The sequence below is a fragment of the Paraburkholderia dipogonis genome, from assembly GCF_042680985.1.
Classification (GTDB): domain Bacteria; phylum Pseudomonadota; class Gammaproteobacteria; order Burkholderiales; family Burkholderiaceae; genus Paraburkholderia; species Paraburkholderia phytofirmans.
The window spans coordinates 180,307-193,640 of the sequence record NZ_JBHUFR010000034.1 but is presented as its reverse complement, the minus strand read 5'-3'; the positions used below and the strand labels follow the sequence as shown (position 1 = coordinate 193,640).

The 13,334-nt window shown below is 63.6% G+C and carries 10 protein-coding genes and 1 pseudogene; 1 reads left to right on the top strand and 10 read right to left on the bottom strand.

Translation table 11 applies throughout. The annotated features are described in order from the left end of the window. Positions 1 to 34: 34 nt before the first annotated feature. From ACFSNN_RS36285 to ACFSNN_RS36240, 10 genes are all read right to left on the bottom strand, one after another. Positions 35 to 1,078 carry a LacI family DNA-binding transcriptional regulator gene (locus tag ACFSNN_RS36285; RefSeq protein WP_134463726.1) on the bottom strand — a complete coding sequence of 348 codons (1,044 nt, stop codon included), beginning with the start codon at positions 1,076 to 1,078 and terminating at the stop codon, positions 35 to 37. 50 nt (positions 1,079 to 1,128) lie between these two features. Beyond that, on the bottom strand, positions 1,129 to 2,310 hold the full coding sequence (locus tag ACFSNN_RS36280) for an ABC transporter ATP-binding protein (protein WP_377765247.1): 1,182 nt from the start codon (positions 2,308 to 2,310) through the stop codon (positions 1,129 to 1,131). A gap of 4 nt (positions 2,311 to 2,314) precedes the next feature. Beyond that, a complete protein-coding gene (locus ACFSNN_RS36275) occupies positions 2,315 to 3,235 on the bottom strand; it encodes a carbohydrate ABC transporter permease (protein WP_134463724.1) in 921 nt (306 codons plus the stop codon). Next, a complete protein-coding gene (locus tag ACFSNN_RS36270; protein WP_134463722.1) occupies positions 3,235 to 4,179 on the bottom strand; it encodes a carbohydrate ABC transporter permease in 945 nt (314 codons plus the stop codon). Before ACFSNN_RS36270 ends, ACFSNN_RS36275 begins: the two co-directional genes overlap by 1 nt. A gap of 9 nt (positions 4,180 to 4,188) precedes the next feature. After that, positions 4,189 to 5,427: an ABC transporter substrate-binding protein gene (locus ACFSNN_RS36265; RefSeq protein WP_134463720.1), complete on the bottom strand. Its 1,239-nt coding sequence runs from the start codon at positions 5,425 to 5,427 to the stop codon at positions 4,189 to 4,191. Between the two features lie 85 nt (positions 5,428 to 5,512). Then, entirely contained in the window at positions 5,513 to 6,925 is a 1,413-nt protein-coding gene (locus ACFSNN_RS36260) for a GH1 family beta-glucosidase (protein WP_134463718.1), read from the bottom strand. A gap of 262 nt (positions 6,926 to 7,187) precedes the next feature. Further along, a complete protein-coding gene (locus tag ACFSNN_RS36255; RefSeq protein WP_134463716.1) occupies positions 7,188 to 8,402 on the bottom strand; it encodes a DUF2252 domain-containing protein in 1,215 nt (404 codons plus the stop codon). 164 nt (positions 8,403 to 8,566) lie between these two features. Next, complete coding sequence (gene ftrA / locus ACFSNN_RS36250) at positions 8,567 to 9,532, bottom strand: transcriptional regulator FtrA (protein WP_134463714.1); 966 nt, start codon at positions 9,530 to 9,532, stop codon at positions 8,567 to 8,569. Positions 9,533 to 9,652: 120 nt separating this feature from the next. Further along, positions 9,653 to 10,093, bottom strand: a complete 441-nt coding sequence (locus ACFSNN_RS36245) for a rhodanese-like domain-containing protein (protein WP_134463712.1) — start codon at positions 10,091 to 10,093, stop codon at positions 9,653 to 9,655. Between the two features lie 151 nt (positions 10,094 to 10,244). Then, entirely contained in the window at positions 10,245 to 10,991 is a 747-nt protein-coding gene (locus tag ACFSNN_RS36240; RefSeq protein ID WP_208949580.1) for a YukJ family protein, read from the bottom strand. Between the two features lie 204 nt (positions 10,992 to 11,195). On the opposite strand from ACFSNN_RS36240, the pseudogene ACFSNN_RS36235 reads away from it, so the two are divergent. Next, positions 11,196 to 13,268 (top strand): annotated as a pseudogene (locus ACFSNN_RS36235) (putative bifunctional diguanylate cyclase/phosphodiesterase); the annotation flags it as partial. Positions 13,269 to 13,334 lie beyond the last annotated feature (66 nt).

Genomic DNA, 13,334 nt, shown 5'->3' with positions numbered 1-13,334 from the left:
CCTGCGCCTCGCTGCCTTCCCGCACGAAAAGCAGCTACGACGTGCTGCTCAACCGCGCCGCCTTTATCGCACCCTGCGCCGGCCCCACCGACTCACGCATCGTCACGCTCACCGGAAACTCGCGGAAGATCTCCCATGTGGTCCGGTAGCACTGATTGACCAGCCAGCGCACGGCATTCTGCGTCAATTCCGCAGTCGGAATATGCACCGAGGTGAGTCCGGGCGCGGCATACGCGGCCGAATAATCGTCGTCGTAACCGATCACAGAGACTTCGCCGGGCACAGAGATGCCCGCCTGGTGAAAACAGGCCAGCGCACTCACCGCCATCGTATCGTTCGCGCAGAACAGGCCCGTGAAACGGCGCTTCGTGCCGAGCAGCTTTTGCGCGGCGACGTAGCCGCCTTCCGGTGAGAAGTCCGATTCGATCAGCGTGACGTCGTCGCGCGCAATGCCCTCGCGCAGCAGTTCGGCGAAGAAGCCGTCCAGGCGCATCTGGTTGTCCGAAGAAGTGAAAGGCCCCGAAATCACCACGATCTCGCGATGCCCGTGATCGAGCAGCGTGCGCGCCGCCAGTTCGCCGCCACGGTGGTGGTCGGCGCAAAACGACGCCTCCGGCAACTGATTGAACGCGCGGTTCAGAAACACCATTTTCGGGTGCATCTTGTGCAGCATGATCAGGTCTTCGTCGTGCAGATCGTGGCTGATCACCACTACGCCGTCGCAATCGCGGCCTATCAGAAAGCGCACCGCCTCGATCGCCTGCTCGCGCGGCGAGACCTCTCCGCAGCCGGTCGCCACCACCACGTGACGGCGCACCGCGCGCAGTTCTTCGTCGGTCTGCTTGAGGATCGTGCCGTAGTAGGAGCCGAAGAACGTCGGCACGAAAATGCCGACCATGCCCAGCGACTGCGTGGCCATGGCCCGGCCGATGGAAGACGGACGAAAGTTCAACTGTTCGATGGCCGCTTTCACGCGGGCGGCGGCATCGGCTGAGATGGGTCCTTTACCAGAAATGGCGCGCGACGCGGTCGACATGCCCACGCCGGCCAGTGCCGCGACATCTTTGAGTGTTGCCACGCGGATCTCCGTCAAGCATGTTGTAGTGTCAGTGACGCCGCGTGCCGGCGCTATAAACGCGCGCCGCCCGCGTCGTCGAACAGAGAGACATGGGTACTGTCGAACGAAAACGCCGCGGTGTCCCCTATCGCCAACGGCGTCTTCGTCTGGTCGATCGATGCGACCTGCACTCCATGATAGTCGAGCCAGATGACGCGGTGGTTGCCCATCGGCTCCACTAGCGAAACTTTTGCGTGTTCGCTCGCTCCCTCGGCGAGCCGCACGTCTTCGGCCCGCACGCCGAGCACGCACGGCAAGCCGTTCGCCGGCGTGCCCCTGAACGGGTACGCCGACACGTCGAGCCGCCAATGCCTGGTGCAGAAGCTAAGCGCGCCGTCGCGTGTTTCGAGCGTGCCCTTGAGCAGGTTCATCGCGGGCGTGCCGAGAAACGTCGCGACGAACAGGTTGTCGGGGCGCGCGTAAACTTCGGCGGGCGTGCCGAACTGCTGGATCACGCCGCCGCGCATCACCGCCATGCGCGTGGCAAGCGTCATGGCCTCGACCTGATCGTGCGTGACGTAGATCATCGTCGCGCCCAAACGCTGGTGCAGTTGCTTCAGTTCGCGGCGCAGTTCGGTACGCAATTTGGCGTCGAGATTCGAGAGCGGCTCGTCGAACAGGAACACGTCGGCCTCGCGCACGATTGCGCGGCCGATCGCCACCCGCTGCCGTTGTCCGCCCGAGAGCTGCGCCGGTTTGCGCTTGAGCAGCGGCCCGAGTTGCAGCATCTCGGAGGCCCGCGCCACGCGCCGCGCGATTTCCGCTTTCGCCGTACCGTTGATGCGCAAGGCAAACGACAGGTTGCGCTCCACGCTCATGGTCGGATACAGCGCGTACGACTGGAACACCAGCGCGATGCGCCGGTCTTTCGGATCGGCCCAGGTCATGTCTTCGCCGGCAATCTCGATGCTGCCGTCAGTCACGTCGATCAAGCCGGCAATGCTGTGCAGCAAGGTGGATTTGCCGCAGCCGGACGGGCCGAGCAGCACGACGAATTCGCCGGCTTGCACGTCGAGATCGAGATTCTCGATCACCGTGTTCGCGCCGAGTTGAATCGTCAGATTACGCACGGCCACGTTGGCCGGATTCGTGAGGCCCGCGGCGTCCGCCGCATCGGGACTGCCCGCCACACCCGCCACGCCCGCCATTTCCGCCATTTCCGCCGCGTTCGCCATATTAGCCACGTTTGTCATCGCCCTATCCCTTGACGGCGCCGGATGCAATGCCGCGCACGAACCAGCGGCCCGAAACGAAGTACACCGCGAGCGGCACCATGGAGGTCAGAATGGTCGCCGCCATATTGACGTTATAGAGGCGCTCGCCGGTCGTCGTATTGATGATGTTGTTCAGCTGCACCGTCATCGGCAGATTTTTGGTGCCGGCGAACACGAGGCCGAGAATGAAGTCGTTCCAGATGCCCGTGACCTGCATGATGACGGCCACCACGATGATCGGCGTGGACATGGGCAGCATCAGTTGCACGAAGATACGCCAGAAGCCGCCGCCGTCGATGCGCGCCGCCTTGAACAGCTCCTGCGGAATCGACACGTAGTAGTTGCGGAACAGCAGCGTCATCACCGGCATGCCGAAGATGGTGTGAATCACCACGATGCCCGGCAGCGAGCTGAACAGATGCACGCTCGCCAGCACGCGTACGAGCGGATAGACCATCACCTGCACGGGAATGAACGCGCCCATCAGCAGGACGCCGAACAGCAGGCCGGCGCCACGCGGCCGCCAGAACGACAACGCGTAGCCGTTCACCGCGCCGATCGCGATCGACAGAATCGTGCTCGGCACGACGATGCGCACCGAGTTCCAGAAACCGACCTGAATGCCGTTGCAATCGAGCCCGGTACAGGCTGACTGCCACGCGGCGCTCCACGCGCTGAGCGTGAAATGCGTGGGAAATGCCAGCAGATTACCGAGGCGGATCTCGCTCATCGGCTTGACCGAGGTGACGAGCATCACGTAGAGCGGCAGCAGGAAGAACAGCGCCGCGGTGAGCAGGAACGCGTAGACGCCGAGGCGCGCCGGGGTGAACGCCGTACGGCGGCGACGCGGCCGCGCGCGGCTCGGCGGCGTGCCGCCTTTCAACGGCGGGCTGAGCGTGTTCATCACACCTCCTTACGCAGGGCCGCGCGGCTGCGGGCATAGAAGAACGGCGCGAGAATCGCCAGCACGGTGGCCAGCAACACGATCGACGCCGCCGAAGCGAGCCCGATATTGGCGCGGCCGAACAGATAGTCCATGATGAACTTCGCCGGCACTTCGCTCGCCGTGCCGGGGCCGCCTTGCGTCATCGCGACCACCGCGTCGTAGAGCTTCACGACCATCACGAACAGCAGCACGAAAGCGGTGGAGATGGACGGTCCCAGCATCGGCACGACGATGCTGACGTAGACCCGCCAACGCGGAATGCCGTCGATGCGCGCGGCTTTCCACAACTCGTCGTCGATACCGCGCAGGCCCGCCAGCAACAACGCCATCACCAGACCCGAGGCCTGCCACACCGTCGCGATCACGATGGTGTAAATCACCCAGTCCTGATCGACGATCCAGTCGAAACGCGCGTGTGCGAAACCGAGCTTGTGCAGTACGGCCTGCGCGCCCAGTTCCGGGTTCAGGATCCACTGCCAGACGAGCCCCGTCGCCACGAACGACATTGCATACGGATAGAGAAACACCGTGCGCAACGCGCCTTCGGCGACCACGCGCTGATCGATGAAAATCGCCAGCAGCAAACCGATCACCATGCACGCCACGATAAAGCACGCGCCGTAGATCACGATGTTCTGCAACGACAAAAGCCAGCGGTCGTTATTGAAGAGCCGCGCGTATTGCGTGAAGCCCGCGAAATCGCCGGACGGAAACGTGCGCGAATTGCTAAGCGACACGCGCGCGGTCCAGACCATCGTGCCGAGATAGGCGAAGACGACGGTCAGGACCATCGGCAGCAGCGCCAGCCACGCCGCGATCGGGAAACGCTTCTTGAGCGGCTTTTTCAGCCGCGTCTGATGAGCCCTGGACGACCCTCCGGCCGGCAGCTTGAGCGCGTGCATGCCGCGCACCTAGCTCTTCAACGCACTGGCGAACGCTTTCTGCGCGTCGTCGACCGACTGGTTCTTGTTCCAGAAGTTGGTGACGACGTCGATCAACGCGCCCTGCGTGTCAGGCGAGAGCAGCATTTCAGGATTCGGCAACTGACGCGACTTGTCCTTCATGATCGCAATGCCCTCCTTCGCGCAGATGTCGAGACTGCTGCCGTCCACGTCGGGACGAATCGGAATCGAGCCTTTCTTCGCGCTGAATGCGACTTGCGCGGCCGGCGAGGTCATCACCGTGGCAAGCAGATTCTGCGCCTTGATCGTAGTGGGATTGTCTGTTTTCGGGAACACGAACACGTCGCCCGCGACCAGATACGGCGAATGCGGACCGAAACCCGGGAAGCAGCCGAAGTCCTTGCCCGCGCTCTGATTGGCCGCCGAGAATTCGCCCTTGGCCCAGTCGCCCATGATCTGCACGCCCGCCTTGCCGGAAATCACGAGCGCCGTGGCGTCGTTCCAGTTGCGGCCCGGCGAACCCGGATCGACGAAATCGTGCAGGCGTTTGAACGAGGCCAGCACTTTCTTGAACGCGTCCGAATTCACGGCGTTCATGTCGCGGTCGCGGTACACCTTCATGTAGAGATCGGGGCCGCCCACGTCCGCCAGCACCGCGTCGAAGGTGATTTTCTCCTGCCAGGGCTGGCCGCCGAGCGCGAGCGGAATCACGCCCGCGGATTTCAGCTTGCCGAGATCGGCGATGAACTCGTCATAGCTTTTCGGCTCGCCGGCGATGCCCGCTTTCTGGAACACCGGCTTCGAGTAGAAGAACCACGCCGGCATATGAATATCGACGGGCGCGGCGTAGTAATGTCCCTTCACCTTGATGCTGTCGAGAATCGACTGCGGGAACACGCCGTTCCAGTTCTCTTTCGCGGCGACATCGTCGACATTGTTGAGCAGGCCCTGATCGATCAGGTCGTGAAACTGCTTGGAGGTATTGAACTGCGCAGCCGTGGGTGGATCTCCGCCCACGATCCGGTTGATCGCCGTGGAGCGCGCCTGATCGGCGCCCGCCACCGCGTTGTCGACCCACTGCCCGCCGGCCTTGTTATACGCATCGGCAAACTGGCGAATCGCGGCCGACTCGCCGCCCGAGGTCCACCAGTGAATCACGTTGGCCTTCAAGGGCTCCGCCTGCGCGACGACGCCATACAACGCCAGTGCCGCAACCACGCCTCGCAAGACCCGTTTTTTGCTGTTCATTCCGTCTCCTCTCGATCATGCAACCAACTTGCGCCAAGCCCTGGCGCCCGTGTTTCAAGTCGACATACAAACCAGCTTTCACCTGCTATTCAGTGCGTGCCTTGCGCTCCTTCAGGAATTTCGACACCAGATTCGCGCTGCGTTTGATCGTGCGTTTCTGAGTCGCGTAATCGACATGCACGATACCAAAGCGCCGCTCGTATCCGAAGGCCCACTCGAAGTTGTCCATCAGCGACCAGAGAAAATAGCCGCGAATCTCAACGCCTGCCTTGATCGCCTGATCGACCGCGGCGAGATGGCGTTTGAGGAACGCGATGCGCTGGCTGTCCTCCACCTGGCCGTCGATCACCTTGTCGTCCGAGGCCATGCCGTTTTCGGTGATGTAGATCGGCGGCAGGTTCGCGTACGTGGCCTTGAAACCGGTCAGCAGATCGCGCAGGCCGTCCGGATACACTTCCCAACCCATCTGCGTGCGCTCGACGCCTTCGAGCGGCACATCCGTGAAACCATGCGCGCCGTCGCTCGCGACATTCGTGCGGAAATAATAGTTGATGCCGAGAAAGTCCAGCGGCGCGGCAATGGTTTGCATGTCGCCGTCGAGCACCAGCGGCTCGGTCCCCGGCCACAACTCGAACAGATCCGGCGGGTAGCTGCCCTTGAGCAGCGGATCGAGAATCCACGCGTTGTGCTGCACCTCGAACAGATGCGCAGCGCGTTGATCGGCGGCGCTCTCGCTGTTGGCCGTGCCGCGTCCAATGTTGGCGACGATGCCGACTTGCGACGCCGGATCGTTGGCGCGCAACACCGGCACCGCGAGACCGTGCGCCAGCAGCAGATGATGCATGGCCTGCGTGGCGTAGCGCGCGTCGGCGAGTCCCGGCGCGTGGTGGCCGTTGCCGTAGCCGAGATAGGCCGAGCACCACGGCTCGTTGAGCGTCATCCATGCGTCGACGCCGCCGGCCAGTTCGCGGCTCATCAGGTCGGCGTAATCGGCGAAACGGTAGGCGGTATCGCGATTGAGCCAGCCGCCGCGATCTTCCAGATGCTGCGGCAAGTCCCAGTGATACAGCGTGACGAAGGTCGCGATGCCCTTCTCTTTCAGCCGCGCCAGCAGGCGCTTGTAGAAGTCGAGTCCTTTGCGGTTCGGCGCGCCGGCCGCGTCCATCACGCGCGGCCAGGCGATCGAGAGCCGGTAGGCTTCGAGGCCGAGGCCGGTTAGCAGATCGACGTCGGCTTCCCAGCGATGATAGTGATCGCAGGCCACCGCGCCGGTGTCGCCGGCCAGCACCTTGCCGGGCTTCGCCGAGAACGTGTCCCAGATCGAGGGCAGGCGGCCGTCTTCGTTCACCGCGCCTTCGATCTGATACGAAGCGGTAGCCGCGCCGAGCAGAAAGTTCTTGCGCCACAGCGACGAATCCGCGGGCGGCGTGAAAGGATCGGCGAGTGATGGGGAACGGGGAGACAGAGCGTCGGATACAACGGATGCGTCGTTTGCCACGGATTCCTCGCTGAGGTCGTTGAACCGGGTACGGCGGAAGCTAGAACACCCATGCCTGAAAGCTGGGTGGAAGCGCTTCCACAGGACCTGCGAACGATAGCAGCGGCGGATTCGACGCAGCAATCAGGGTTTGTCTGGAGCGATGCCTGGCACGCCCGGCACGGTGATGCGCCGGGCATTACGACAGCCTTGGCGAGAGGCGGCGCGCATGCGTTGCACGCGTGGCCGACGCCCTCTCAGGCGCCGCCGACGCGACGCGATCTCATGGCTTCGCGCTCAGATTGAACGCACCGTTGTCATAGGCATCGCAGTAGGTTTTCCAGTCCGCCGCCACCTGCGCTTCGCACTGCGTCGCGATTCCCACCAACGGTACTTGCCAGTCCTGGCGATTGCCGAACGCGATCAGATCGTCGGCGATCGACGACTTCTGCCGCCCGCCGCTGCGCAGATGCGCCCACGCACTCAACTCGGCCATGCTGCTGACCACCGCTTCGAGACGCGGCAGCTTGCCGTCCCAGTCGCTCAAGGCCACCCGATCTTCCGAAGGTTGCAGGCTGCGCAGCACATACGAACGCTGATTGAATTCGACCGCATGCAGGAACGCCTGCGAGACCGCCTGATTGCGCCGCTGAATTTCGACGACGCGTTGCGCTTCCGTCTGCCACGCCGGCTGCGGCGTGCTCACGTGCGGTGTCACGGAAGAAGGTAGCGCCTCTTTCAGATCGATCAGATAGTTGCCGTCAGGCGAGCCTTTGCCTTCGACGAGAATCACGTAGCGATCCACGCCGAGGCTCCCCGTGCCGGCAATGCGGCGCGCCACGTCGAGAATGCGGAAGAAGTCAGGATTGGGCTCGCCCGCGGCGAACTTCTGCATGAACTGCGTGACGGCGGCACGCTGCGCGTCGCTGACCGCCAGCGCTTTCTTGCCGTCCACTTTCAGCATGCGGGTCTTGCCTTTGAGCACCGTGCGCCGGTCCAGATGCGCCGCCCGCGTGCGGCTTGCAAGCGCGACGAACAGATCGCGCACCATGCCGGTCGCGGTTTCCGCTTCGATCCAGCGCGCCTTGCCATGCGCCAGCGCCGCGCCATACTTTTCCAGTGCGGTGTGGCACAGCCCCAGCGCCTGCGCGCGGCTCAGCTTGAGATCGCTCGCGCCGACCAGCACGCTCGTCAACAGACGCACCAGTTCGTACAAATTCGGCGCGAGGCAGGCTTCGTCGAAGTCGTTGTTGTCGAAGTAGATGAGCCGGTTGTCGCCCTTGTAGCTGCCGAAATTTTCCAGATGCATGTCGCCGCAGATCCACACCGGCGGCGCGTCGTCGAACACCTTGTCGCGCGGCAGGCGCTCGTAAAACAGGTGACACGTGCCGCGCAAAAACACGAACGGCGACGTGCGCATGGCTTGGTATTTCATCGCGAGCCGTTCGGGATCGCGACCGGCGTTAAAGCTGGCGATCGTCTTGGCAATATCGAGCATGAGTTTCCTTTGAATGCAGGCAAGTTGCGCATTGCCGCGACCGAGGGCGCAGGCCGCGCGGCGCGGTGGCCAACTGTTCGACAGTAGACCACAGCGCGGCATGTCGACGCCCGCTCATGGTATTGACCTTCGACAGTGCTTGCGCGTCGTGCGCGTCCTGCGCCCTAGGCCGTTTCGCGCGCGCCGAACCGCTTGCGGTACGCACCCGGACTCGTCAATGCAATGCGCCGGAAGTGCCGCCGCAACGATTCCTCGGAACCGAAGCCCGCCAGTTCCGCGACGCGCGTCATGGGCAGCGGCGCCTGCGCTTCGAGCAGATCGCGCGCAACAGCCACGCGTTCGCGCACAAGCCATTCATAAGGCGCCATGCCGGTGGCATCGTGAAACTGCCGCTGCAGGGTGCGCGGGCTCATCGCCGCCCGCTCGGCGAGCGAGCGCAACGTATGCGGCAAAGCGGGATGACCGCGCACCCAATCCATCAGTCTGGACAGACGGCCGCTGTCGTCCTGCGACATGGGACGCGGCACGAACTGCGCCTGGCCGCCCTCGCGATGCGGCGGCACCACGAGCCGCTGCGCGACCCGGTTCGCCACGGCGCTGCCGTGATCGCGCCGCACCAGATGCAGCAGCATGTCGAGCCCCGCCGCCGAACCCGCCGAGGTGATGATCTGCCCTTCGTCGACATACAGCGCGTCCGGTTGCACGCGCAATTGCGGATAGCGCTGCTGCAATGTGTCGGCATAGCGCCAGTGGGTCGTAACGGCCTTGCCGTCGAGCACGCCCGCCGCCGCGAGCACGAACACGCCGGAGCAGATCGAACAGAGGCGCGCGCCGCGCGCGTAGGCGGCGCGGATTTTCTTCAGGAGCGGTTCGGGCGGCATTTCGTCGGCATCGCGCCAGCCGGGAATGACGATCGTGTCGGCGCGTTCCAGCAGCTTAAGCGTGTAAGGCGCGGCCAGCGTGATGCCGCCCGCCGCCCGGATCGGCCCCGGCTCGCTTGCGCAGACCGCGAAGCGATACCAGTCCACGCCGAGTTCAGGGCGCTCGAGCGCGAACAGTTCGGTTACACAGCCGAATTCGAAGGTGCAGAGCCGGTCATAAGCGAGTGCGACGACAAGATGATTGTGCATGGCGTGATGTTACCGGAGATCGATGATCCCGCCGCACTCGTCCGGCGTGGCGCACGATGCCACGATCAAGCCGCCTGATGCGCCTGCACGACCGAAAGCAAAGACTACGACAACGAAAAGTCAATCGAGAGCAGGCGGATCGTGCCGAGGCAACGTCTCATCGACGCTGGCCAACTGGAAACCCTCGTCGAGCCAGCCCGTAATGCCGCCGATCATTATCTTCACGGGGCGGCCGAGCTGGGCGAGCCTGATTGCGGCGCGGGTCGCTCCGTTGCAATGAGGGCCCGCGCAATAGGTGACGAAGAGCGTATCGGGCGGATAGGTGGCGAGCTTCGACGCCACGATCTTGCCGTGCATGAGATTCACCGCGCCTGGCACATGGCCGCGCGAGAAATGCTGCGGACCGCGCACGTCGAGCAGGATGAAATCGACTGAACGCGGGTCGTCGCTCGCGAACGCCGCATGGACGTCGGCGCAGTCGGTTTCGAACGACAGCGACGCGCTGAAGTGGGCGAGCGCCGTGGCGCTGTCGGCGGCGGGTACGGATGAGACAGCGGACATATGTATCTCCTTGTGCGTGGATCATTGCAAGGCATTGTCCCGTTCTCATGCACAGTCAGCCAGCGGCGCAAATGACAGATTCCGGTAACATCACGCCACGGTGTTGCCGGCGCTAAAACCCGTCACAGCGTGCGCCCGCGCAGCAGTGGATTTACACAGTTGCGAGTATCGGATGCGACGTGCCCGGTATAGGGCGGCCACGGTTATCGGTCGGAACAAGTTGCGTCTGAAACGCGACAAACAGCGCTTGAAACTTGCCGCCGACCTCCACGATGACCGCTCCGTCCTGAAACGTGCCGTTTTCGGAGGAATGGTCTTTCATCTTGCTGCCTGACTGCGGTTTCGGATTCCCCTGATTCATGTGCGTCTCGTGCAGCCCGTCCTTCTGCGGTTCGAAGAGAAAACCGAATCCATAAATCGTCACGTCCGTGGTCGGCTTCCATCCCCGGCGATTGTCGCTGTAACCCGGCGTCGGATAGACGAATTCGACGGGCGCCGCGGACATATCCAGCTTGAGCATCTCGTTGAGCAAAGCGTTGATGTCGTTGTGTTCCGTCTCCGTGTCCAGCGGGATTGGACGCATGGTGCTCAGATCGACAAGCCTTGGGTCGTGGACGTAATCCAGCTTCGGGAAGCCCGAGGTGCTCACTCCGGCGGACAACTTCTGAAGGTCCGCGGTCAGCGGATGGTCGAAATACTGATTCCATGCGTAGAGCACCAGATACCCCGCTGCGCCGGTCAGGGAGCTGTCCGATTTGACGTTCGTGACAATGCGGAACTCTTTGCCGCTCGAATCCTCGCTGACGATCACGTAGTGCGGATCGCCCTTGTAACCGTCGAGGAACGGGACGCCAAGTTTCAACTTGCCCTTGAAAAGCACATATTCGTTCTGCGCCATCACATCGTCTCCCGGAGTAGGCCAGAACAAATTGTATGTGTGAAATGTGACAGCGTCGGCCTTCTGGTCGCCTGTGCGCCGGCGAGCCGGCCGAAGCCGGTCGAAGCCGGTCGAAGCCAATACGCAACATATTGAGAATCAATTAAATAAAAACCTCGAACTGTCGATAACAAGTTCAGCCGCTTCCCTTTTGCGGTTGGACTAAACATGCAGAGCTCATACAACCCCTGGCTGGTCACCATCTCGTTCGTCGTCGCGACGCTGGCGTCGTACACGGCGCTCGACCTGACCGGCCGCATTTTCCTGCTGGCATCGGCGCGGCTGCGGCACGCCTGGCGGCTGGGCGGCGCCGCCGCGCTCGGCGTCGGCATCTGGTCGATGCACTTCATCGCGATGCTCGCCTTTTCGCTGCCGATCCCGCTCGGCTACGACTTCGCGACGACCGCCGCGTCGCTCGGGCTCGCGATCGGTGCCTCCTATCTGGCCCTGTACGTCACGACCCGTCAGCGGCTCACGGCGGGCCACCTGCTGGCGGGCGGCGTGCTGATGGGCTTCGGCATTGCCGGCATGCACTACACCGGCATGGCGGCCTTGCAGATGGCGCCGGGCATCCGCTATCAGCCGGAGTGGTTCGCGGCCTCGCTCGCGATCGCGATCGGCGCATCGACCGCCGCGCTGTGGATGGCCCGTGCGCTCAGCAACGACGACACGCGCCACGTCGTGCGCAAGCGTCTGGGCGCGGCGCTCGTGATGGGCGTGGCGATCAGCGGCATGCATTACACGGCCATGGCGGCCGCCGACTTTTTGCCGGGCGCCATCTGCGGCGCGGCCAAAGGCGTAAACGCCACGTGGCTCGCGACCTCCGTGATCCTGCTCACCTTTGCCATTCTGACGGTCACGCTGATGCTGTCGCGTTTCGACGCGCGTAACGCCTTGCTGATCGGCGCGGTGTCCAGGCTGAACGGCCAGATCGTCCGGCTCGCCACGCTCGACACACTGACCGGCCTGCCGAACCGCAGCACGCTGACCGACCGCATCGAGCGCGCGATCCTCAGCGCGCGGCGGCAGCGCACGCTGTTCGCGATCCTCTTCATGGACCTCGACGGCTTCAAGACCATCAACGATTCGCTCGGCCACTCCGTCGGCGATCAGGTTCTGACGGCGTTCGCGCAGCGCCTGCTGCAATGTGTCCGCGAGACCGACACCGTCGCGCGGCTGGGCGGCGACGAATTCGTGGTGCTGGCTGAAAACCTCGGTTCGCGCGAAGACGCCAGCGCGCTCGCGGAAGGCGTGCTCGAGCGCATGCGCCTCGGCGTGTGGACCGACTCGCAGCCGCTGCAGGTCATGCCGAGCATCGGCATCGCCCTCTATCCGCACGACGGCGACTCCGTCGAGACGCTGTTGAAGCACGCCGACGCGGCCATGTACGAGGCCAAACGCGCGGGCCGCAGCACTTATCGCTTCTTCGAGCGCAGCATGAACGAGGCCGCCACGCGCACGCTGCAGATTCAGAACGCGTTGCACGACGCGCTCGCCGCCGGCCATTTCTCGCTGCACTTCCAGCCCAAGTTTCACGGCAGCGGCAACTCGCTGGCGGGCGCCGAAGCGCTGATCCGTTTGCATCACCCGCAACTCGGCGCGCTGACGCCGCTCGAGTTCATTCCGATTGCCGAGCGCTCGGGGCAGATCGTGCAGATCGGCTATTGGGTCGTGCGAGAAACCTGCCGGCAGATTCGCCGATGGGTCTCGCAGGGCCTGCCGTCGATGAAAGTAGCGATCAATCTGTCGCCGCGCCAGTTGCTGCAGCCGAACCTCGTCGCGAGCATGCTGGAGATCGTCGAGGCCGAAGGTGTGGCCTGCGAGCAGATCATGTTCGAGATCACCGAAACCGTGGCCATGCAGGACGCGCCCAAGACCATCGAAATGATCCGCGAATTCCAGGCGAGCGGCTTCGAGATCGCGATCGACGACTTCGGCACCGGCTATTCGAGCCTCGCCTATCTGCAGCGTTTTCGCGTCAAGCAACTGAAGATCGACCGCTTCTTCACCAACGGTCTCGACGCGCATGGCCCGGAAGGCAGTGCGATCGTGTCCGCGATCATCGCGCTTGCGCATTCGCTGGAAATGGATGTGGTGGCCGAGGGCGTCGAAACCGAATCGCAACTCGGCATGCTCAAGACGATGCGGTGCGATGAGATGCAGGGTTTCCTGCTCGGCAAGCCGCTCGGCGCCGACGACTTCGCCGACCTGTTGCGCGAAAGAATGGTGGCCGCGTGAACCCGGCGATCGTCTGAAACGCGCCGCGCGGTCGGCGCGGAATTTCGTTTTACGAGCGAACCATAA

Bases quoted from the DNA above. Each gene is read 5' to 3' on its own strand.
- ACFSNN_RS36255 (WP_134463716.1), bottom strand. From the start codon at position 8,402: ATGCTCGATATTGCCAAGACGATCGCCAGCTTTAACGCCGGTCGCGAT.
- ACFSNN_RS36265 (WP_134463720.1), bottom strand. From the start codon at position 5,427: ATGAACAGCAAAAAACGGGTCTTGCGAGGCGTGGTTGCGGCACTGGCG.
- ACFSNN_RS36245 (WP_134463712.1), bottom strand. From the start codon at position 10,093: ATGTCCGCTGTCTCATCCGTACCCGCCGCCGACAGCGCCACGGCGCTC.
- ACFSNN_RS36280 (WP_377765247.1), bottom strand. From the start codon at position 2,310: ATGACAAACGTGGCTAATATGGCGAACGCGGCGGAAATGGCGGAAATG.
- ftrA (WP_134463714.1), bottom strand. From the start codon at position 9,532: ATGCACAATCATCTTGTCGTCGCACTCGCTTATGACCGGCTCTGCACC.
- ACFSNN_RS36275 (WP_134463724.1), bottom strand. From the start codon at position 3,235: ATGAACACGCTCAGCCCGCCGTTGAAAGGCGGCACGCCGCCGAGCCGC.
- ACFSNN_RS36240 (WP_208949580.1), bottom strand. From the start codon at position 10,991: ATGGCGCAGAACGAATATGTGCTTTTCAAGGGCAAGTTGAAACTTGGC.
- ACFSNN_RS36270 (WP_134463722.1), bottom strand. From the start codon at position 4,179: ATGCACGCGCTCAAGCTGCCGGCCGGAGGGTCGTCCAGGGCTCATCAG.